Source organism: Agrobacterium sp. 719_389 (assembly GCF_900188475.1).
Lineage (GTDB): Bacteria > Pseudomonadota > Alphaproteobacteria > Rhizobiales > Rhizobiaceae > Agrobacterium > Agrobacterium radiobacter.
This window is the reverse complement of record NZ_FYEM01000011.1, coordinates 17,928-37,446: the sequence shown is the minus strand read 5'-3', so window position 1 is coordinate 37,446 and position 19,519 is coordinate 17,928. Positions and strand designations below refer to the sequence as shown.

At 59.8% G+C, this 19,519-nt stretch carries 19 protein-coding genes; 8 read left to right on the top strand and 11 right to left on the bottom strand.

Going from position 1 to position 19,519, the window contains the following annotated elements; genetic code table 11:
• Positions 1–129: 129 nt before the first annotated feature.
• The 3 genes from CFB10_RS19355 to CFB10_RS19345 all read right to left on the bottom strand — a co-directional run bounded on the left by CFB10_RS19355 (position 130) and on the right by CFB10_RS19345 (position 3,650).
• Complete coding sequence (locus CFB10_RS19355) at positions 130–2,013, bottom strand: sigma-54-dependent Fis family transcriptional regulator (protein ID WP_020009894.1); 1,884 nt, start codon at positions 2,011–2,013, stop codon at positions 130–132.
• A 149-nt stretch (positions 2,014–2,162) separates the two neighbouring features.
• Positions 2,163–2,489, bottom strand: a complete 327-nt coding sequence (locus tag CFB10_RS19350; protein WP_020009895.1) for a tetratricopeptide repeat protein — start codon at positions 2,487–2,489, stop codon at positions 2,163–2,165.
• A gap of 81 nt (positions 2,490–2,570) precedes the next feature.
• Positions 2,571–3,650, bottom strand: a complete 1,080-nt coding sequence (locus CFB10_RS19345) for a LacI family DNA-binding transcriptional regulator (RefSeq protein WP_026363545.1) — start codon at positions 3,648–3,650, stop codon at positions 2,571–2,573.
• 237 nt (positions 3,651–3,887) lie between these two features.
• Between CFB10_RS19345 and CFB10_RS19340 the strand changes: the two genes are divergently transcribed.
• From CFB10_RS19340 to CFB10_RS19305, 8 genes are all read left to right on the top strand, one after another.
• Positions 3,888–4,865, top strand: coding sequence for a substrate-binding domain-containing protein (locus CFB10_RS19340; RefSeq protein WP_003521644.1), 978 nt, complete (start codon positions 3,888–3,890; stop codon positions 4,863–4,865).
• Between the two features lie 118 nt (positions 4,866–4,983).
• On the top strand, positions 4,984–6,474 hold the full coding sequence (locus CFB10_RS19335; RefSeq protein WP_026363546.1) for a sugar ABC transporter ATP-binding protein: 1,491 nt from the start codon (positions 4,984–4,986) through the stop codon (positions 6,472–6,474).
• Positions 6,467–7,483, top strand: a complete 1,017-nt coding sequence (locus CFB10_RS19330) for an ABC transporter permease (protein WP_020009898.1) — start codon at positions 6,467–6,469, stop codon at positions 7,481–7,483. Before CFB10_RS19335 ends, CFB10_RS19330 begins: the two co-directional genes overlap by 8 nt.
• Complete coding sequence (locus tag CFB10_RS19325) at positions 7,480–8,475, top strand: ABC transporter permease (RefSeq protein WP_020009899.1); 996 nt, start codon at positions 7,480–7,482, stop codon at positions 8,473–8,475. Before CFB10_RS19330 ends, CFB10_RS19325 begins: the two co-directional genes overlap by 4 nt.
• A gap of 1 nt (position 8,476) precedes the next feature.
• Complete coding sequence (locus tag CFB10_RS19320) at positions 8,477–9,325, top strand: sugar phosphate isomerase/epimerase (protein WP_026363547.1); 849 nt, start codon at positions 8,477–8,479, stop codon at positions 9,323–9,325.
• A 26-nt stretch (positions 9,326–9,351) separates the two neighbouring features.
• A complete protein-coding gene (locus CFB10_RS19315; RefSeq protein WP_020009901.1) occupies positions 9,352–10,017 on the top strand; it encodes a nucleoside triphosphate hydrolase in 666 nt (221 codons plus the stop codon).
• A 65-nt stretch (positions 10,018–10,082) separates the two neighbouring features.
• Positions 10,083–10,952: a sugar phosphate isomerase/epimerase family protein gene (locus CFB10_RS19310; protein WP_020009902.1), complete on the top strand. Its 870-nt coding sequence runs from the start codon at positions 10,083–10,085 to the stop codon at positions 10,950–10,952.
• A 159-nt stretch (positions 10,953–11,111) separates the two neighbouring features.
• Positions 11,112–12,107 (top strand): hypothetical protein, encoded by a 996-nt coding sequence (locus tag CFB10_RS19305; protein ID WP_020009903.1) that lies wholly within the window; start codon positions 11,112–11,114, stop codon positions 12,105–12,107.
• 26 nt (positions 12,108–12,133) lie between these two features.
• On the opposite strand, the gene ehuA is transcribed toward CFB10_RS19305, so the two are convergent.
• The 8 genes from ehuA to eutB form a co-directional block, all read right to left on the bottom strand.
• Positions 12,134–12,913 carry an ectoine/hydroxyectoine ABC transporter ATP-binding protein EhuA gene (gene ehuA, locus CFB10_RS19300; RefSeq protein ID WP_020009904.1) on the bottom strand — a complete coding sequence of 260 codons (780 nt, stop codon included), beginning with the start codon at positions 12,911–12,913 and terminating at the stop codon, positions 12,134–12,136.
• A complete protein-coding gene (gene ehuD / locus CFB10_RS19295; protein WP_026363548.1) occupies positions 12,910–13,602 on the bottom strand; it encodes an ectoine/hydroxyectoine ABC transporter permease subunit EhuD in 693 nt (230 codons plus the stop codon). The genes ehuA and ehuD overlap by 4 nt, the downstream gene beginning before the upstream one ends.
• A 12-nt stretch (positions 13,603–13,614) precedes the next feature.
• Positions 13,615–14,280 (bottom strand): ectoine/hydroxyectoine ABC transporter permease subunit EhuC, encoded by a 666-nt coding sequence (gene ehuC / locus CFB10_RS19290; RefSeq protein ID WP_020009906.1) that lies wholly within the window; start codon positions 14,278–14,280, stop codon positions 13,615–13,617.
• A gap of 61 nt (positions 14,281–14,341) precedes the next feature.
• The gene (gene ehuB / locus CFB10_RS19285) at positions 14,342–15,193 is read right to left on the bottom strand and encodes an ectoine/hydroxyectoine ABC transporter substrate-binding protein EhuB (protein ID WP_026363549.1); all 852 of its coding nucleotides are present in this window, start codon (positions 15,191–15,193) and stop codon (positions 14,342–14,344) included.
• Between the two features lie 61 nt (positions 15,194–15,254).
• A complete protein-coding gene (gene doeB, locus CFB10_RS19280) occupies positions 15,255–16,268 on the bottom strand; it encodes a N(2)-acetyl-L-2,4-diaminobutanoate deacetylase DoeB (protein ID WP_020009908.1) in 1,014 nt (337 codons plus the stop codon).
• Between the two features lie 4 nt (positions 16,269–16,272).
• Positions 16,273–17,451 carry an ectoine hydrolase DoeA gene (gene doeA, locus CFB10_RS19275; RefSeq protein WP_020009909.1) on the bottom strand — a complete coding sequence of 393 codons (1,179 nt, stop codon included), beginning with the start codon at positions 17,449–17,451 and terminating at the stop codon, positions 16,273–16,275.
• Positions 17,448–18,461, bottom strand: coding sequence for an ectoine utilization protein EutC (gene eutC, locus CFB10_RS19270; RefSeq protein ID WP_020009910.1), 1,014 nt, complete (start codon positions 18,459–18,461; stop codon positions 17,448–17,450). The genes doeA and eutC overlap by 4 nt, the downstream gene beginning before the upstream one ends.
• Positions 18,458–19,477 (bottom strand): hydroxyectoine utilization dehydratase EutB, encoded by a 1,020-nt coding sequence (gene eutB / locus CFB10_RS19265; protein ID WP_020009911.1) that lies wholly within the window; start codon positions 19,475–19,477, stop codon positions 18,458–18,460. The genes eutC and eutB overlap by 4 nt, the downstream gene beginning before the upstream one ends.
• Between the last annotated feature and the right edge of the window lie 42 nt (positions 19,478–19,519).

Genomic DNA, 19,519 nt, shown 5'->3' with positions numbered 1-19,519 from the left:
AAGGTGCAATGCCCGTGCCAGCGCGGTTTGCCGTGCCGGAAGCCCGAAATTGCGGGGTTTTACCAGAGTGCCGGTTTTGTATGACGCCACAGCTGTGGCGCGACAGCCGTGGCGCCTGCCTCACCTTTTCTAGTGAGGTTTTCCGATGCCGAGGCGTCGCATTCGCCGGTGCATCGTCGTGCGATCGATGCCAAGCCGGCGGGCGGCCTCCGACACATTGCCGTTGCAGGCCGCCAGAAGCGCGCCGAGATCGGCGCCGTGACTGTCGATCATCGGGGCTGATGTTGCAGAGGCAAGATGATCGGGAAGGTCTTCCGCCGTAATCAGCCCGTCATCACAAAGGGCGGCGGCAAAGGCTATGGCATTGTCCAGCTCGCGGATGTTGCCGGGCCAGGAATGGCCAAGGATCAACATCCGGGCGGCGTTGGAGAGCGTCAGAGGACGACCCGGCAGCCCATGTTTTTCCAGAAGCTTATCGAGAAGCCAGGGGAAGTCGTCGCGCTCGCAAAGCGCGGGCAAGGTCAACACAGCCGCATTCAGGCGATAATAGAGGTCTTCGCGGAAATCACCTGTCCGCACCATGTCGCTCAAAGGGCGGTGCGAGGCAGAAATCACCCTGAAATCCACCTTCTGTGGGGTGGAGCCACCAACGGGCAGGATCTCGCCTTCGGCCAATACGCGCAACAGCCGGCTTTGCGCCGCAAACGGCATGTCGCCGATCTCGTCGAGGAAAAGCGTCCCGCCCTGCGCCTCCTCCACCAGCCCCTTGCGTCCTTTCGCCAGCGCCCCCGTGAAGGCTCCCGGCAGATAACCGAACAATTCGCTTTCGATCAGCTGTTCGGGAATGGCGGCGCAATTGACGGCGACGAAGCGGCCGGAAACGCCGCTGGTGTCGTGAATGATGCGGGCGAGATGTTCCTTGCCGGTTCCGGTCTGGCCCTGCAGCAGGATCGGCAATTTTGCAGGCGCCAGTTTTTCCACCTTGCGCCTGAGGTTTCGAACCGCCGGCCCATCGCCGCCAATGTCTTCCATAACCGGCTGGGATTTCAGACGGGCAAGCGGCACGGTCGACCGGCGCTGCTGCGGTTCGATCGCGTGCGCATAAAGCACGGTGCCGTCCTTCACGACGATGCGCCTCTCCTGCGGCAGGCTTGATCGGGTGAGGGAGGCGAGTTCATCGAAGCCGGCCTCGAAAAACTCCTCCACGCGCTCTCCGAGGAGGCGTTCCGGCATGCGCCAGTCAAGCCCGCGCGATGCGGCGAGAAGGCGTGCGGCGGCGTGCGTCATGCCCGTGATCCGGCCGGAGCCATCGACGGAGACGGCGGCTTCGGGGTCGACATCCAGAAATTCGGGCGCGCCCGCAAAGCGCAGCACCAGATCATGGCGGCTGCTGGCCATCAGATTTGCCAGTTCGATCCTTCGCACGGTCGATGAAACCAGATGACGCGCCATGTTCTGGCTCGTCTTGAGGATGGGGGAACTCAGGAGTGAAATATCGAGCACCGCCGTCAATGCACCCTGCGTATCGTAGATCGGGGCTGCGGTGCAGGAAAGCGGCGTATGCGTCACATCAAAATGATCGGTCTGGTGGATCGTCAGCGCTTCGCCGGTGGCGATGCACGCGCCGACGGCGCAGGTGCCGGCACGCGGTTCCGACCATTCCGAGCCGAGGTAAAGCCCGGCCTTGCGCAGATTGTTGTTGAATGACGGGTCGCCCAGAAACTCGACCGTCACCCCCTGCTGATCCGACAGAAGAAGAACGTAATTCTGCTCGGCCACCTGCCGGTACAGCCTTTCCAGGCCGGAACGGGCGATGTGGACGAGGTCTTCCGCCCGCTGGCGATGCTCGCGCAGGCATGTTTCGGAAACGATGACGGCTTCGCGGGCCTTGGCCGGATCAAGCTGATAGGTATCGAGACAACGCCGCCAGGATTCAAGCACCACCGCATCGCGGCCAGTATTCCTGCCCTGTCCGACGTGCTCGATTTCCTTGATGTGATCCGAAAAACCCATAAATCACCGGCCCTCGACAGCCGCCTCCCGTGATTTTTCCGGGGATCATAGCCAGTTTTATGAAATCTGGCTAACCTTCCGGCAAATTTTTGCGCATGGGCTCGATCGCTGGCAACGACGCGACCGGCTGCATCTTGATACCCGTCTCGTCAACTGACGCCCTTCAGGGTGCGCGACCGCAAACGTCGAAGCCGCACCTCCATCTGCCTTTTGGCCTGAATGTCGCCTCGCCTGATGGCCACCGACATGCCTTCCACCCATGCCGCAATGGCGCCGTCGTCATCTCCCAGCCGTGCGCGGCATTCGCCCAGTTCGGCCCAGACCGCCGAATAATCGGGATCCTGCCGCACAGCCTCCTGCAGATGATGCGCGGCATCTTCGAATTGCCCTGCGGCCGCCAGAGTCTTCGCGATTGAAAAGCGCAGCAGCGGACTATCCCGTCCGTCTTCCAGCATCTTCATGAGTTTTTCTATCATCACTATCCCGTTGCAATGGTGAAGCGCCATGCAATCGGTACGACCTCAAGCGCTGTTGAGGTCAAGCGGCATTTCGCACGTTCATTGCGCCATGCGGCGCAATGCAACGGGGTCCCATATGTCGTCGAGCGGGCCTTCGAGAGCGGTTCGCGGCGGAATGAGCGTCGGTTCGATAATGATGACCTCGGGGTCGGTCCGGTTCTCTGCCAGAAGTTCAAAACCCTTGTCGAGCATCTGCGCTATATCGGGCTTGATCATGTAGACCGGAAAGGGAAGGAACGATGCGAATGGGTCGTAGTCGAAGCAGCCGACAACGATGTCGCCGAAGGCCTCACCGTCATGACGCCCCATGAAACGAAGCAGGCCTTCGAAATTGATCGAGGAGTTGACGAAGAAACAGCGGGGCAGGCGGCCCCTGCGTTCGAAGAAACGTTCGAAAGCCAGTTCCGTCATGCGGGGCGAATAGCCGGTGATCTCTATATCGTCCCCGTTATCGACCCCGAAATAGGCGGCCTTGGTGGCGTGGAAGCCATCTATACGGGCGCGGCTGGCGTGGTCGTCGTGGCCGCCGAACAGGATGACGTCGTCAGGGCCGAGAGGCCCGCCTTTTTCCGCATGGGCAAGGATTGCGGATGTCAGTATTTCCGCACCGTGCCTGTTGTCGGAAATGACGGAGGGTACAAATTTGCCGGGAAGGTCGATATTGACATGCGGCAATGCTGCGCGGGCGCAGACCTGGTGCACGCCGTCGGGATCGGTCGCGCCCGCAATGAAGAGGGCATCGATCGAATAGGCGATCAGCGTCTCCACGGTGCGGCGTTCTTCCTCGGGATCGCGCCGCCCGGAGACCACCATGGGCGACAGGCCGCGCTTGCGCGCCTGCCCTTCGAATGTCTGCGCCATCGATGAAAAGAACCGGTTGTCATAAATGGGCACCAGGAGCCCGACGAGACCGGATTTTGAACTCCTCAGGCCGCGGGCCTGCAGGTTGGTGGTGTAGCGATGCGCCTTGGCAAGCGAGAGAATTTTATCCGCAGTCTCCTCCGAAATCCGCCGTTTGCGCCATGATCCGTTCAACACCGCGCTCACTGTCGAGGCTGATGCGCCCGACAATATCGACAGGTCATAAATGGTGGCTTTCTTGGAACTTATACCCGTCACTGTGATCTCCCCAACTGATTCCAATTATTAGAGCACACATCCCCTTGACGGAAGGGCGCTTCATGATATGGTTATTGCACCATCGATTGTGCAACTTGGCAATATCGATTGTGCAAGATGGTTGCTGTGGGAGTGGCAAGGGAGAGTCTCGAATAAGCGAGATGAGAAATTTTGAGCGCGCCAGATGAAAATGGCTGCGGCGGGTTTCGTTTGCCCAATTTTTTGAGGAGGAACATCATGAAGAAAATTATTGCTGCAGCGGTCGGCCTGTCGCTCGCGCTGCTCTCGTCCGCCGCCTTCGCCGAAGGGCCGAAGGTGGGCGTCGTCGTCAAGATCGGCGGCATTCCGTGGTTCAACGCCATGGAGGCCGGTATCAAGGAGCAGAGCAAGAAGCTCGGCGTTGACGGTTTCATGGTCGGCCCGACCAGCGCCGACCCGGCGCTGCAGGTTCGCGCCATCGAGGACCTGATCGCCCAGAAGGTCGATTTTATCGGCGTCGTGCCGAATGATGCAAAGGTGCTGGAGCCGGTGCTGAAAAAAGCCCAGGCCGCCGGTATCAAGGTCATCACCCATGAATCGCCCAAGCAGCTTGGCGCTGACTGGGATTTCGAGCTCGCCTCCGCCAAGGGTTTCGGTGAAGCGCATGGCAAGCTTCTGGCGGAAAAGATGGGCGGCAAGGGCTCCTATGCCGTTTTCGTCGGCTCGCTTACGGTTCCGCTTCATAATGCCTGGGCGGATGCCGCCATCGCCTATATCAAGGCCAATTATCCCGACATGAAGCTGGTCGGCGATCGCTACGGTGTCGCTGAAGACCTCGACAAGAGCCGTTCGACGGCGCTTGACCTGATGTCCGCCAATGCCGACCTGAGCGGTTTCCTCGCCTTCGGTTCGCAGGGACCGATCGGCGCCGGCCGCGCCGTCGAAGAGCGGCGCAAGGATGGCAAGGTCTTCGTCATCGGCCCGTTCTCGCCGGGGCAGGGCGCAAAGCTCATCAAATCAGGCGCGCTGACGGGGGGCTTCATGTGGAACCCGAAGCAGGCCGGTGAAGTCTTCATCACCCTCGCCGATCGTATCGCCAAGGGCGAGACGCCCAAGGCCGGCGACAATATCGAAGGTCTCGGCACCATCAATCCCGAAGGTAACACCATCGTTGTCGACCAGCTTTTGAAGATCGACAAGGAAAGCATCGACAAGCTCGTTTCCATGGGCCTCTGATCCTCCCCAAGGCCAAGGGCGTCGCGCGGGTGCGATACGCGCGCGACGCCTCATCTGGAAAAACATGCCGAGCGCCACGTCTGCAATGCTTTCGCGGCGGAAGGAGATTTACGTTATCATGAGCGCAGAACCGCTCCTGTCTCTTAAAAATGTCAAAGTCACCTTCGGCGGTGTGCGCGCGCTGAAGGGTGTTTCTTTCGAGGTCAATCCGGGGGAAGTGCATTGCCTTGCCGGCGAAAACGGCTGTGGCAAAAGCACGTTGATCAAGGTCATAACAGGCGTTTATACGCCCGAAAGCGACGCCGAACTTTATTTCGACGGCAAGCCGATAGCGGCGATGACCCCGACGCTTGCGCAATCGCTTGGCATCCAGGTTATCTGGCAGGATCTGGCGCTGTTCGATGAAATGACGGTGGCTGAGAATATCGGCTTCCAGTACGCGGTGAATGGAAAATACGGGCTGGTCGACAAACGCGCCATCGAACAGGCGGCCGAAAAGGCGCTGGGCCGGCTCGGCGTCGAGATCGATCTTGATAAGCCGCTCAAGGAATTGCCCATCGCCCAGCGTCAGATCGTGGCGATTGCCCGCGCACTGGTCGGGGAAGCGCGGCTCGTTTTCATGGATGAACCGACCGCGTCGCTCACGCAGTCCGAAACCGATTATCTGATCGACATCGTCCGCAACCTGTCGGCCTCGGGTGTCGCGGTCGTCTTCGTCTCGCATCGCCTTGCGGAAGTGCTGGAGATTTCAGACCGCATCACGGTGCTGCGGGATGGATCGCTCGTCGGTGTCTTTCCCGTTGAAGGCATGACCCAGTCGCGGGTGACCGAGCTGATGACCGGCCGCAATTTCGACAGCGCCGTCATCGCCGCTGACCACGATGACAAACCCGTTGTTCTCTCGGTGCGCGGGTTGAGCCGGGCCGGCGAATTCGAAGATGTTTCGTTCGATCTGCGGCGCGGAGAAACGCTCGGCATAACCGGTCTTTTGGGAGCCGGCCGCACGGAACTGGCTTTGACGCTGTTCGGCATGCATCGGGCGCAATCGGGTGAAGTCCTCATCGATGGAAAGAAGGTGGATTTCCATTCCAACCGCGATGCGATCCGGGCGGGCGTCGCTTATCTTTCCGAGGACCGGCTTTCGCTTGGTCTGAACCAGCCGCAGTCCATCGCCGACAATCTCGTCATGGCCTCGCTCGACCGCTTGCTGAGCGGCGGCCTGATCTCGCCGTCAAAAAAGGCGGATGTCGTTTCCCGCTGGATTTCGGCTCTCGGCGTCAAGATCGGCCTGCCGGAAGATCCGATCCGCACGCTATCTGGCGGTAATCAGCAGCGTGTGGCGATTGCCAAGTGGCTGGCGATCGGGCCGAAAATCCTCATCCTCGATGCGCCGACCGTGGGGGTCGATGTCGGCGCCCGCGCCGGCATCTTCGAAATCGTCCGCAAGCTCGCCGCAGAAGGTCTCTCGATCATCGTGATCTCCGACGAAGCGCCGGAAGTTTATTTCAATACAGACAGGGTCATCCACATGGTCGAAGGCCGGTTCCACGCCACCTATGATCCGCGACGCCTGTCGCTTACCGAACTGGAGTCCGCCATCTATGCGTAGGCTCATCCTCGGACATACGACCGAATTCACCCTGCTTGTGGTCATGGTGCTGCTCTGCACGGGACTGTCCTTTGCGACAGACCGCTTTCTCACCATTTCCAATGCATTCGACGTGCTGAATGTCTCGGCGGTCAATATCATCTTCGCGGTTGGCCTGCTCGTGGTGCTGATTTCAGGCGGCATCGACATCTCCTTCGCGGTCGCGGCCTCCGTCGTCCAGTATGTGACGGTGCTGGCGCTCAATGCGCTCGGCGGCGGCAACTGGGCGGAAGGTTTCATCATCGCCGGCGCGGTTGGCCTTAGTCTCGGCTTCGTCAATGCCTTCCTCGTCTGGCGGCTCAACATCATTTCCATCGTTGCGACCATCTCCACCTTCAACATCTTCTTCGGGCTGCTGATGTTCTTCACCAAGGGCGTGTCGATCTACGACCTGCCGGAGTGGCTGTCGACGCGGGTGGTATTTTATGAGCGTGAGATGTCTGACGGTTCCTGGGTGGAGTTGACGCTGCCCGTTGTCGTCATGATCCTCTGCTGTGTCGCCACCTGGTTCATGATTTCCCGCACCACCGTCGGGCGCAAACTCTATGCTTTCGGCGACAACCCGGAAGGCGCTCGCCGCTTCGGCATCAATATCGGCGCGATGCATTACATTTCTTTCGGCTGGCTCGGCCTGATGGCGGGCATTGCTGGGCTCATGCAGGCGCATTATGCGCAGGAGGTGGTGCCGAACGCGCTTTATGGCCGCGAGCTGGATGTTCTTGCAGCCACCGTGCTCGGCGGCGCGCGGCTTGGCGGCGGCAAGGGGTCGGTCATCGGCTGCGTGCTCGGCGTGCTGATGGTGTCGATCACCCAGAACGGCCTCAACCTGATGGGCGTTTCCCCCTTTGCCTTCAAGATGATCGTCGGGGCCATCATTCTCATCGCCATTACGCTCTCTTCCACCCGGTTCGACAAGCTTCTGCCGAGTGCGCTTCGCACATCCACGAAAAAGGGGAGCGCCCAGCAATGAGCAGTCTCGTTCGGAAATTCAACGCGATTTTCGGTGCCGACATGGCCGGGCCGGTGATTGCTTTCATCGCTGTCATGCTCATCTTCGGAACCTTCGCCGATAACTTTCTCTCGCTCGCGACATTCGGTTCGGTCGCCTTCCAGTTGCCGGAGCTCGGCCTTCTCACACTTGCGATGCTGCTGCCGCTTCTGACGGGCGGTATCAATCTTTCCGTCACCTTCGCCGCCAACCTGTCAGGTCTTGCCGCAGCCTGGGTATTGCAGGCCCATGGCGGCGTGGATGCGCCGCCGAGCGCCTTCCTGTTCGCCTGCCTTGCCGCACTCGCAACCGGCGGCGCTGCCGGCGCGATGACAGGAGCGGCGATCGCCTACACCCGCGCCCATCCGATCCTTGTGACGCTGTCGATGATGATCTTTCTGCGTGGACTGGGTGAGTTTCTCACCCGTGGTGGGGATGTCTCGGGTTTCCCCGCCTATATGGCGCCGCTCGGTCACGGCACCCTTCTCGGTCTGCCGGTCCCGCTTCTGATTTTCATCGTCTGCGTCGGGCTCTGGCATGTGCTGCTGACGCGCACCAAGCTTGGTTTCGGCCTGTTGATGATTGGCTCGAACATCGAAGCCGCGCGTTATTCCGGCCTCAATACGCGCAAGATCCAGGTTCTCGTTTATACGCTCTCGGGTCTGATGTGTGCGGTTGCCGGCATCATCATGCTTGCCCGTTTCAATTCCGTCCGTGTCGGCCACGGGGAATCCTATCTGCTGATCACGGTGCTGGCTGCATTCCTCGGCGGCATCAATCCGTTCGGCGGTTTCGGTCGGGTGCTGCCGGTCTTCGTCGCGCTCATCGTTCTGCAGCTCCTGTCGTCGGGCCTCAATCTTCTCGGCGCCAACCAGCATCTGGCAACGGCGCTCTGGGGTGTGCTGATGATTGTCGTCATGGCGGCGCGCGGCCTGTTTTCAAGCTACTTCGCATCTCTCAGAAAGAAGGTATGACGTGAAAGGCTTCGGTGTTCACGCAATGATGTGGTCTCTGAAATGGGACCACGAAAACGCCAGACGGTCCATCGCCGCTGCCGCGGATTACGGTCAGGATTTCATCGAGATTCCGCTCATCGATATTCCCTCCGTCGATGCAAAATACACGCGCGCCCTGCTGGAGAAGTACCGTCTGCGCGCCGTCTGTTCGCTGGTGCTGCCGGAGCCCGCCTGGGCGTCGGTGCGTCCCGACGCGGCTATCGACCATCTGAACGCCGCGCTCGACAAAGCCGCAGAAATGGGGGCGGAGGCGCTGACGGGGGTCACCTATGGCGGCACCAATGAGCGAACCGGATTTCCTCCGACACCGGGTGAATATGACAACCTGACAAGGGCGCTTTCGCGGGCTGCCGGCCACGCAAAAACGCTCGGCCTGCAATTCGGCATCGAGACCGTGAACCGCTACGAAAATCATCTGCTCAATTCCGCCGAGCAGGCGGTGGCGCTGGTGGAGCGCATCGGTGCGGACAACGTCTTTATCCATCTCGATACCTTCCACATGAACATGGAGGAAAAGGGCATCGCAAACGGCATCATCACCGCCCGCAACCACCTGAAATACATGCATATGTCGGAAAGCGACCGCGGCACGCCCGGGTTTGGCAACGTTGCCTGGGACGAAGTGTTTTCCGCACTCGCCGCCATCGGTTTCAAGGGCGTGCTGACGCTCGAAAGTTTTGTCGCGATGCCGAAGGACATGGCGGGCGCGATTTCGACCTGGCGGCCGGTTGCGCCCAGCGCTGACGAGGTTCTCGACAAGGGCCTGGCATTCCTGCGCGACAAGGCGGACCAGTACCGGATTTTCTGACAGTACCCATTATCGAGGCGAGCACCTTGAACACTATTGACGATAACGCCCGTGAAATTGCGGGCCTGACCCTCAAGCGTCTTGCCGGCGCCAATGGGCGGCGTGTGATGATTGCGATCGCCGGTGCGCCCGGATCGGGAAAGTCGACCATTGCCGAGCATGTGGTTGACGTCTTGAACGCAGGTGAAAGCGTGTCTGCAGCGCTCTTTCCGATGGATGGCTTTCATTATGACGATGCCGTGCTGGAAGAGATGAAGCGCCGTCCCTTCAAGGGCGCAATCGATACCTTCGATGCTCACGGCTTGCGCCACATGCTTGAGCGACTGAAGGCGAATGAGGACGATGTCGTCGCTGTCCCAGTCTTTGATCGCGCGATTGAAATTGCCCGCGCAGGCGGCCGTCTCATCCCGCAATCCGTCGATATCATCGTCTGTGAGGGCAATTATCTCCTTGCCAGCCAGTCGCCCTGGGATCGTCTCAAGCAGATTTTTGACCTGACTGTCTTTGTCGATGTCGATGAGGACGAACTGCGTGCACGGCTGAGAGAGCGTTGGCGCAGTTTTGGCCTCGGTGAAGACGAGATCAATCGCAAGGTTGAAGAGAACGACCTTCCGAACGGCCGGTTCATCATTTCCGCGAGCACGGAGCCGGATCTTCATATCGGAAATCCGGGAAGCAAGCCGACTTCCTGAAGCCGGCTGAACCGCTGTCCCGCCCAAACTCAAATTCAGCGAAACAGAAAGCGAAAGAAATCCCCATGAAACACGGCATCTATTATTCTTACTGGGAACATGAATGGAGCGCCAAGTTCGGCCCCTATATCGAGAAGGTCGCCAAGCTCGGTTTCGATATCATCGAAGTCGCCGCACACCACATCAATGAATATAGCGACGCCGAGCTCGCCGTGATCAGGCAGAGCGCGAAGGATAACGGCATCATCCTCACCGCCGGCATCGGCCCTTCGAAAACCAAAAACCTGTCGTCCGAGGACGCTTCCGTGCGCGCAGCCGGCAAGGCGTTTTTTGAGCAGACGCTCGCCAATGTCGCCAAGCTCGATATCCACACGATCGGCGGCGCATTGCATGCCTATTGGCCGATCGACTATTCGCAGCCGGTCGACAAGGCAGGTGATTATGCGCGCGGCGTCGAGGGCATCAATGGCATTGCCGATTTCGCCAATGATCTCGGCATCAACCTTTGCATCGAAGTCCTCAACCGCTTTGAAAATCACGTGCTCAACACGGCGGCCGAAGGCGTCGCCTTCGTCAAGGATGTCGGCAAGAACAATGTGAAGGTCATGCTGGATACTTTCCACATGAATATCGAGGAAGACAGTTTTGGCGAAGCCATCCGCACGGCCGGCCCGCTTCTCGGTCATTTCCACACCGGTGAGAGCAATCGCCGCGTACCGGGCAAGGGCAGGATGCCCTGGCACGAAATTGGTCTGGCCCTTCGCGATATCAATTACACCGGTGCCGTTGTCATGGAGCCCTTCGTCAAGACCGGCGGTACGATCGGCTCTGACATCAAGGTGTGGCGCGATCTCAGCGGCGGCGCCGATGTCGCGAAAATGGACGAGGACGCCCGCAATGCCCTGGCATTCTCCCGTTTCGTCCTTGGCGGCTGATACCCCATAAGCGCGTTGTCCGGGCGGCCGCCATCCGTCGCCCGGACAACCACCGCTATGTCCGTCCGCCATCACCGAGTTGAAATGACAGCCGCTTGTGGGCTAAAGCACTGATGTCTCTTCAGGATCAAAACGATCCGCCCAGGACCATTGGTTTGCATGATCCCTGTCGCATTGCCCTCCGTCGAAGCGCTGCTTCTCCTTGCCTTCTTTCTCGTCACGACCCTTGTGTGGGTCGTCTGGACGTTGTTGCTGTTCGTCCGATACGTGAGCGGCCGCTGGAAGCGCCCGATGATCCTGCCTTACGGGCTGGTGACCGCCGTTGCGCTTTTCACGCTCTTTCGGTTCGGTGATTTTTATCTGCAGATGAGTGCTTACGACAGGGAAAGAGCGGCAAGCTATCGGCCGGAACTCTCGCAGCCGGCGCGCCTTGGCGGGATCGATATGCCCAAGGGTACGAAACTCGAACTGGCCATTGCCGATAACAGGCAGGCCTTCAACCGGGCCGTGTTTCCGCATCCGGTGCGGATCGCTGATATCGATGCCATCGAGATCGCCCGTTATATCGCGATAAAGACCAATGAGAATTACGAAACGATCGGCTTTACCCCTGGCAACATGCGCATAACCGGCAATGGAGTGACCACCCAGAGCGGCTGGCGCTGCGACGCGACGCAGCCGGTTGAGTTCGATCTCTTGTCCGATGGCGGCATCTCCGCCTTCAGCAAATGCATTCTCGCCGATGGCAATGTCGTTGACGGTATCAGCCTGCCGAAAGGCACGTCCCTGCGCGCCTCCACCGGTAATGTCTACACCGACGGCTTCGTCGATTCAGACAGATGGGTTCTCGACACGCCGCAGGAGCAGACCGTTCACATCGACAGTTTCGATCTTTCGGAAGTAACGCTTGCCCTTGATGGCAACCAAAAACTCCACGAAATCAGCAGAGGTGTCCTGTCAAAAGATGCAACGCTCGGAACGCTTCACCATGCCGCCGGAACCAATATTCGTTATAATTCCCGGCGTCTTCGCAACGACTATCCCGGCGCGTGGTTGATAATCCCGCCTCTGCCTGCACCCGATGCTCTACCGGTTCCGTCGTATGATATTGTGCAGGGCAGGGACGGAAAGGTTCTGTCCACCTCTGCGGATTGATTGCATGAGGGAGGGGCAACCAAAATTCACCGCAAGACGGAAGCGAGAAATTCGCGTGTACGGTCTTCTTTCGGCTGACCGAAAATCTCGTCCGGTTTTCCCTGTTCGCAGATACGGCCTTTGTCAAAGAAACAGACGCGGTCCGATACTTCCCGGGCAAAGCGCATTTCGTGGGTGACGAGAAGCATCGTCAGATCATGCTCATGGGCCAGATCGCGGATGACGGACAGGACTTCCCCCACCAGTTGCGGATCCAGCGCCGAGGTCGGCTCATCGAAAAGCAGGACACGCGGACGCATGGCGAGCGAGCGGGCAATGGCGACACGCTGCTGTTGCCCACCGGAAAGCTGCACCGGATAATGGTCCTTCTTGTCCGCCAGCCCGACCATCTTCAGCAAGTCAATTGCGCGCGCTTCCGCCTCCGCGCGGCCGATGCCCAGCACCCGAACCGGCGCCTCCACGATGTTGCGGAGCACAGTCATATGCGGAAAGAGATTGAAGCTCTGGAAAACCATGCCGACATGGTTGCGGATCTGCCGCAGGTGCTTTTCCGAGGCCTTGAAAGGGCCTTTGCCTCCCTGCTCATGGTAGGACATGTCGGCAAGGGTCAGCTTTCCCTCCTGGAATGGTTCCAGCGTCATGAGAATACGCAGAACCGTCGACTTGCCGGAGCCGGACGGACCGATGAGGGTGACTTTTTCGCCTTTTGCCACGTTGAAATTGAACTGGTCGAGTACCGTCAGAATGCCGAAGCGCTTCGTGACATCGGAAAATTCGATCAGTGGCTGATTGGTGTTGTTTGTCATCGCAAGGGTATTCCTGCTTTTGGAAGCGCCCTTTGCAGGCGGCTGAGGCCTGCCGAGCAGATTATTGTCAGAAGGAGGAAGATCAGGCCGACAAGCGTCAGCGGCACCAGATATTCGAAGGTGCGTTCGCCGATCATATTGGCAAGCCCCATCATCTCGAGAACGGTGACGACGGAAAGCACCGGCGTTTCCTTGATCATGGCGACAAGATAGTTGCCCATCGCCGGAACGATGCGCGGGATCGCCTGGGGAATGATGATGTCGCGATAGGTTTGCATAGGCGTCAGGTTCAGCGCCGTTGCCGCTTCCCACTGGCCGTGGTGCACCGCCTCTATGCCGCCGCGATAGACCTCGGAAGTATAGGCGGCATATTGCAGGCCAAGTGCTAACGCGCCGGTCAGAAAAGCGGGCAGAACGATGCCGAAATCCGGAAGCACGTAATAAAGGAAGAAGAGCTGCACCAGAAGCGGCGTATCGCGAAGGAACTCGACAATCAGCGCGGTGGGCCAGGAGATCATCTTGATGCGGCTGCGGCGCAGCAGCGCAAAGACAAGCCCCAGAACCAGCGCGATCGCGAAGCCTGCGGCGGCGGCCTTCAGCGTTACCGTCAGGCCAATCAGGATGATGGGCAGGATCGAGGTCGTGTAGGTGAGCCAGGTGGTCGTGTCCCATTCGTAACCATACATCATGACAGGATATCCTTATGAATGGCGGGCGCGCGGGAAGACGTTGCCGCGCCGCACGAAGTGCTCGATCACCCGGATGACGACCATGAGGATCAGGGACATCGCGAAATAGCAAAGCAGCGTAATCGAATAGATGCTGGCGCTATCCAGCGTCAGGTTGCGGATCGACTGCGCCGCGAAGGTGAGGTCGGCAATGGAGATCAGTGACACGAGCGAGGATAGCTTCAGCGTCTCGATCGCCAGATTGCCGAATGCCGGCATCATCTCAACAACGGCCTGCGGCAGCGAGATGCGAAAGAGCGTCTGCAGGCGTGTAAAATTCAGCGCTCTTGCTGCCTCCAGTTGCTGCACTGAGACTGAAGACAGCGCGCCGCGAACGATTTCCGCGCCATAACCGCCGGCGTGGGCGGCAAGCACCAGCACACCCGTGGTGATCGGATCAAAACTCAGCCCAACCAGCGGCAGGGCGTAATAGAACCAGAAAAGCTGCACCAGCAGCGAGGTGCCGCGAAACACTTCCGTGTAACAGAGCGCGATGGCCGACAGGATCGGTCCTCCCTCGATGCGCAGAATGCCAAAAAAGAAGGCGAGAGCCGTTCCGACGACAAGGGCTGCCAGCGTGATCGTCATGGTGACGACGGCGCCTTGCCACAACATCGGCAGGTAAGCGGTCATGTCCATCTGGAGTTTTCCCGAGTTCTTGATGAACGGCGCCCGGATATGCCCCGGGCGCCGGCTGGCATTATTTGCCGGCGCAGAGATCGGCGACCTTCTTTTCGGCCGCTGCAGCGATACTCTGTTCGGAGAGGCCGTATTTGGCGAGGATTTTCTTGTAGTCCTCCGTCTTGCGGAATTCGACGAGCGCCGCGTTGAAGGCGTCACGCAACTCCTTGTCTTCCGGCCGGAAGGCAAAGCCGCCGTAATTGCGCACCGGCGTATCCTTCACAACGGGATCGACGAAGGGCTTGACCTGCTCGACATTGGCCTGGCCCTTGGCGAGTTCCGAAACCGTGAGCTCCGTCGCGGCATAGGCGTCGGCGCGGCTCTGTACGGTGGGAATGGCGTCGGCATTGGCAGGGATGAACACGATCTGCTCTTCCTTGACGCCGACTGCGCGCAGGAAATCGACGTTGTTTGCGCCGGAAACAACGGCGACCTTCAATGAGGGGTCCTTGGCGATATCGGCGTAGGTGGTAAGCTTTTTCGGATTTCCTTTCTTCACCAGCAGGCCTTCGCCATAGGACGAGTTCGGTTCGGTGAAGGCAACCTGCTTGCAGCGCTCGGGCGAGATGTTCTGTTCGGCGGCGGCAAAATCGAAGCGACGCGCCTTCAGGCCGGGGATCAGCGTGCCGAATGGCGTCACCGTCCAGTTGACCTCTTCGATGCCCATCGATTTCAGGACAGCATTCGCCACATCCGGGCCGATGCCGGCGGAGGTGCCGTCGGGCTGCATGTAGGAATAGGGTACTTCATTGGCCGTTGCGGCGCGGATATAGCCCTGGCTCTTGACGTCTTCGACGGTCAAGGCGCTGGCCGACGTCACGCCAATGGTGAGAGCGAGGGCGGAAAGCCCGGCAATTCTGGTCATACGCATGTTCTTACTCCTCTGGTTGGGTTGCGTGGTCCGTTTTCGGATCTCACGATGGTTCTTCTGGTTAGGTATTCTCCGTGACCGTGGCGATGACGGAAAGGCAGTCTCCGGCCTTGATGAGGCCGGGAACGTGACGGGCGGCAAGCACGCCATTGATGGAAGCGCGGTAATCAACCGGCGCAAGACCGGTTTTTCCAACGGGATAAACCAGGGCGACCGTTTCACCTGCCATGACCGCGTCTCCCAGATCGCGGACAAAGGCGACGAGCCCGTCGTCTTCGGCAAAGGTGAAACAATCGCTGGAGGGCATGTCCAGCCAGCGGCTTGGCGTCGCCACCGGTGCGCCGGCGAGGATGCCGGCATGGCAGAGCAGATTGACAATGCCTTTGCGGGCGATGTCGATCGATTTCGCGCTCGCCGTCCCCGCGCCGCCGAGCTCGGTGGTGACAAAGACCTTGCCAAGTTCCTCAACTGTCGTGTCGAGCATGCCGACGGCGTCAATCTCCAGCATCTTCATCGAATAGGGCGCGGCAAAAGCCGCCACCGCTTCAAAACACCGGGCCTCCTGCGTCTTGTCGGATAATTCGTGAGCTGCGGCATAGGGCAGGAAATCAAGCGTCCTGCCGCCGGAATGAAAATCGAGAACGATATCCGCAAGCGGTATCAGATGGCGGGTGACATAATCGGCAATCTTCTCCGTCACCGTGCCGTCAGGGCGGCCGGGAAAGCTGCGGTTCAGGTTTCCCCGGTCGATCGGCGAGGTGCGCGTTCCCGCGCGAAAGGCGGGATAGTTGAGTGCCGGCACGATGATGATGCGGCCGCTTACCTCTTCCGGATCGAGTTTATGGGCGAGTTCGAACAGGGCGGCCGGCCCCTCATATTCGTCGCCATGATTGGCTCCGGTCAAAAGCGCCGTCGGCCCCTCGCCATTGGCGATGACGCAGATCGGGATCATCACCGAACCCCAGGCGCTGTCATCGCGGCTGTATGGCAGTCGCAGATGACCGTGCTGCACGCCCTGCGCGTCAAAATCGACGGTGGGCGTGATCGGCGAGGGACGTAGCGCGGTCTTCAACATCGTCTCAGCCTTTCACGAAGAGTTGCCGCGGCACATTGGAGAGGCATTCGACCCCGGTTTCGGTGATCGCGATGCTTTCGGTGATTTCGAGTCCCATGTCTTCCAGCCAGAGGCCGGTCATGAAATGGAACGTCATGCCGGGCTTCAGCTCGGTCCGGTCGCCCGGCCGCAGGCTCATGGTGCGCTCGCCCCAATCGGGCGGATAGGAAAGGCCGATCGGATAACCGGTGCGGTTGTCCTTGATGATCCCGTATTTTTTCAGCACGGCGAAAAACGCATTGGCGATGTCTTCGCAGGTGTTGCCCGGCTTCGCTGCGGAAAGACCGGCCTCCATGCCCTCAAGCGTTGCCTTCTCCGCATCGAGAAACGCCTGCGTCGGCTTGCCGAGAAAGACGGTGCGCGATAGCGGGCAGTGGTAACGCCGGTAAGCGCCGGCGATTTCGAAGAAGGTGCCTTCTCCCAAGCGCATCGGCTTGTCGTCCCATGTCAGATGCGGTGCGGATGCGTCTGCGCCCGAGGGAAGGAGGGGAACGATGGCGGGATAGTCTCCACCGAACTCAGCGGTGCCACGAATGCCGGCATCGTATATTTCGGCCACGAGGTCGCATTTGCGCATGCCCGGTTCAACCACATCGACGATACGTTTGTGCATCAGTTCGACGATCTTGCCTGCCTTGCGCATATAATCGAGTTCGGTCGGGCTTTTGACCGCGCGCTGCCAGTTTACGAGACCGGCGGCATCCCTGAAACGGGCGTTCGGCAGATGTTTCTGCAGCGATGCAAAGGCGGCGGCCGAGAAATAATAATTGTCCATCTCGACGCCGACCGTGAGGCCGGACCATCCCCTCTCCTGGATGATCTCGGACAGCAGGTCCATCGGGTGCCGTTCTGTGGATTGAACGTAGTGGTCCGGGTAACCGATGATGTTGTCATGGGCGAGATACGCCGTGCGCCTGGCGCCATTGGCGTCCTGCTTGCGTCCGTACCAGATCGGCTCGCCATCCGGCGGCACCAGCACGCATTGATGCACGTAGAAGGACCATCCGTCATAACCGGTCAGCCAATGCATGTTGGACGGGTCGGTCACAATGAGAAGATCGATCCCGGCTTTGTCCATGGCATTGCGGGTTTTAGACAGGCGCGCGGCATATTCCTCGCGCGTAAAATTCAGCGTTACGCTCACGCTGCGTCTCCCATTTTTATGGCGTTTTCGATGATTTGGCCGCTCTTGGCCTCCTTTGCGCGTGCAAAGGCGAGATTGGCGATGGCGGTGTCCTGCACCCCGGTGCCCGTGAGATCGGCAAAGGTGATGTCTTTGGTCGAAACACGACCCGGCAGCCTGCCGGCAATGACGTCCCCAAGTTCGGCGAAGTGCTGATCCGACGCGGCGCGCCCGGCGGCGATGGCGTGATGCAACTCACCGAGAATACGGGTTTGCGAGAGCCGGTCCGCGACGTATCGCGCCCTGCCGAATACGGTCGGATCGATCTCGTTCTTGTGTTCGGCGTCCGACCCCATGGCGGTCAGATGCTGGCCTTCTTCCAGCCAGTCGGCAAGAAGGATCGGCTTTTCGGCCGGTGTGGTGGTCACGATGATATCGGCGCCGCGAATGGCTGTCTGCGGATCGGCCACGGCGGTCACCTCAATGCCGTATTCCCGGGCCAAATCGCCCGAAAGTCTCCCAGCCTTGTCATGGTCGCGCGCCCAGATTCGCGCCGACCGGATCGGGTGCACCAGCATCAGGGCCTCGAGTTGCAGACGCGCCTGCATGCCGGCTCCGAAGAGGGCGGCGACGGAAGCATCTTTGCGGGCGAGATGTCGTGCCGCGACTGCGCCTGCTGCTGCGGTGCGCACATCGGTGAGATAGCCATTGTCGAGGAGAAGGGCCTGCACCAGCCCGGTTTTCGCGCTGAAGAGGATCATCAGGCCGTTCAGGCTTGGCAGACCAAGCTTCGGATTATCGAAGAAACCGGGGCTGACCTTGATGGCGAAACCGTCAAAGCCCGGCACATAAGCCGTCTTGACATCCACCTCGCCGCGAAACTCAGGAATATCGAGGCGCAGGATCGGCGGCATGGCGACAGTCCCCGTGGCGAGAGCCGCAAAGGCTCGCTCCACGCAATCGACTGCGGAAAGGTCCAGCTTGACGATGGCGCGCAGGTCTTTTTCCGTCAGGATGGTAACGTGGCTCATGCGGCTCCCCCGTCGATGATCCTCTTGTGAATCGCCGGATCGATGTTCCCGCCCGAAACGATGATGGCGGTCGGGCCGGTGATGTCGATCTTGCCGGAGAGGATCGCTGCGAAACCAACGGCCGCCGCGCCCTCCACCGTCAAACCTTCTTTCTGCGCGGCGTGGCAAATGCCGGCCGCGATTTCGTCCTCCGAGACCAGCACGATGTCATCGAGCAGTTCGCGGCACAGCGCGAAGGTCACGCGGTTCGCCAGACCAATCCCGCCGCCAAGCGAATCCGCCAGGGTTTCTTCTTCCTTGACAGAGATCGGCCGGCCGGCCGTGACCGAGGCGTGCATGGCTGCGCCCCGCTCCATGGAGATGCCGATGACCCGGGCCTGCGGTTTCAGCGCCTTGACAGCAACGGCAATGCCGCCCGCAAGGCCTCCGCCTGAAAGAGGGATGAGTACGGCGGACAGATCGGACATATCCTCGATAATCTCGATGCCGATCGTCCCTTGGCCTGCCACGACGTCTGGATCATCAAAAGGCGGGATCGCAGTCAGGCCGTTGCTTGCGGTCAGGCGCTCCACTTCCTCCTGCGCGTCATCCTGGGACATGCCGATGATCCGGATATCTGCGCCGAGCGCACGGATGGCTTCGACCTTGTTCGCCGGCACGAGTGCCGACATGCAGATCGTGGCGGGAATTTCGAGCTTGCGCGCCGCATAAGCAACCGCGCGGCCATGATTGCCGGTGGAGGCGGTGACGAGGCCGCGTCTGCGCGCACCGTCATCAAGCGAAAGGACGGCGTTCATTGCGCCGCGCAGTTTGAAGGCGCCGATGGGCTGCAGCGTCTCCAGCTTGAGATGAACGGGGTGACCGCAGCGTTCCGACAGATTGTCCGAGTAAACCAGCGGGGTGCGTTCCACCTGTCCTGCAAGCCGCGCTGCAGCCTGCCTGATCGCGGCCATCGAGACCGGAAGCGGATTTTTTCCAGCGGATATGGACAGGTTTTCGCTCTTCATGATTGTCATGTTGAGAGCGAACTAAAATCATGTCAATTATTATATTGTAAT

What these genes read in the sequence shown, in the direction of transcription:
- eutC (WP_020009910.1), bottom strand. Translation starts at nt 18,461, where the DNA reads ATGAGCCACGTTACCATCCTGACGGAAAAAGACCTGCGCGCCATCGTC.
- CFB10_RS19335 (WP_026363546.1), top strand. Translation starts at nt 4,984, where the DNA reads ATGAGCGCAGAACCGCTCCTGTCTCTTAAAAATGTCAAAGTCACCTTC.
- eutB (WP_020009911.1), bottom strand. Translation starts at nt 19,477, where the DNA reads ATGACAATCATGAAGAGCGAAAACCTGTCCATATCCGCTGGAAAAAAT.
- CFB10_RS19355 (WP_020009894.1), bottom strand. Translation starts at nt 2,013, where the DNA reads ATGGGTTTTTCGGATCACATCAAGGAAATCGAGCACGTCGGACAGGGC.
- ehuD (WP_026363548.1), bottom strand. Translation starts at nt 13,602, where the DNA reads ATGATGTATGGTTACGAATGGGACACGACCACCTGGCTCACCTACACG.
- ehuC (WP_020009906.1), bottom strand. Translation starts at nt 14,280, where the DNA reads ATGGACATGACCGCTTACCTGCCGATGTTGTGGCAAGGCGCCGTCGTC.
- ehuA (WP_020009904.1), bottom strand. Translation starts at nt 12,913, where the DNA reads ATGACAAACAACACCAATCAGCCACTGATCGAATTTTCCGATGTCACG.
- CFB10_RS19325 (WP_020009899.1), top strand. Translation starts at nt 7,480, where the DNA reads ATGAGCAGTCTCGTTCGGAAATTCAACGCGATTTTCGGTGCCGACATG.
- CFB10_RS19340 (WP_003521644.1), top strand. Translation starts at nt 3,888, where the DNA reads ATGAAGAAAATTATTGCTGCAGCGGTCGGCCTGTCGCTCGCGCTGCTC.
- doeB (WP_020009908.1), bottom strand. Translation starts at nt 16,268, where the DNA reads ATGTTGAAGACCGCGCTACGTCCCTCGCCGATCACGCCCACCGTCGAT.
- ehuB (WP_026363549.1), bottom strand. Translation starts at nt 15,193, where the DNA reads ATGCGTATGACCAGAATTGCCGGGCTTTCCGCCCTCGCTCTCACCATT.
- CFB10_RS19350 (WP_020009895.1), bottom strand. Translation starts at nt 2,489, where the DNA reads ATGATAGAAAAACTCATGAAGATGCTGGAAGACGGACGGGATAGTCCG.
- CFB10_RS19310 (WP_020009902.1), top strand. Translation starts at nt 10,083, where the DNA reads ATGAAACACGGCATCTATTATTCTTACTGGGAACATGAATGGAGCGCC.
- CFB10_RS19330 (WP_020009898.1), top strand. Translation starts at nt 6,467, where the DNA reads ATGCGTAGGCTCATCCTCGGACATACGACCGAATTCACCCTGCTTGTG.
- CFB10_RS19305 (WP_020009903.1), top strand. Translation starts at nt 11,112, where the DNA reads ATGATCCCTGTCGCATTGCCCTCCGTCGAAGCGCTGCTTCTCCTTGCC.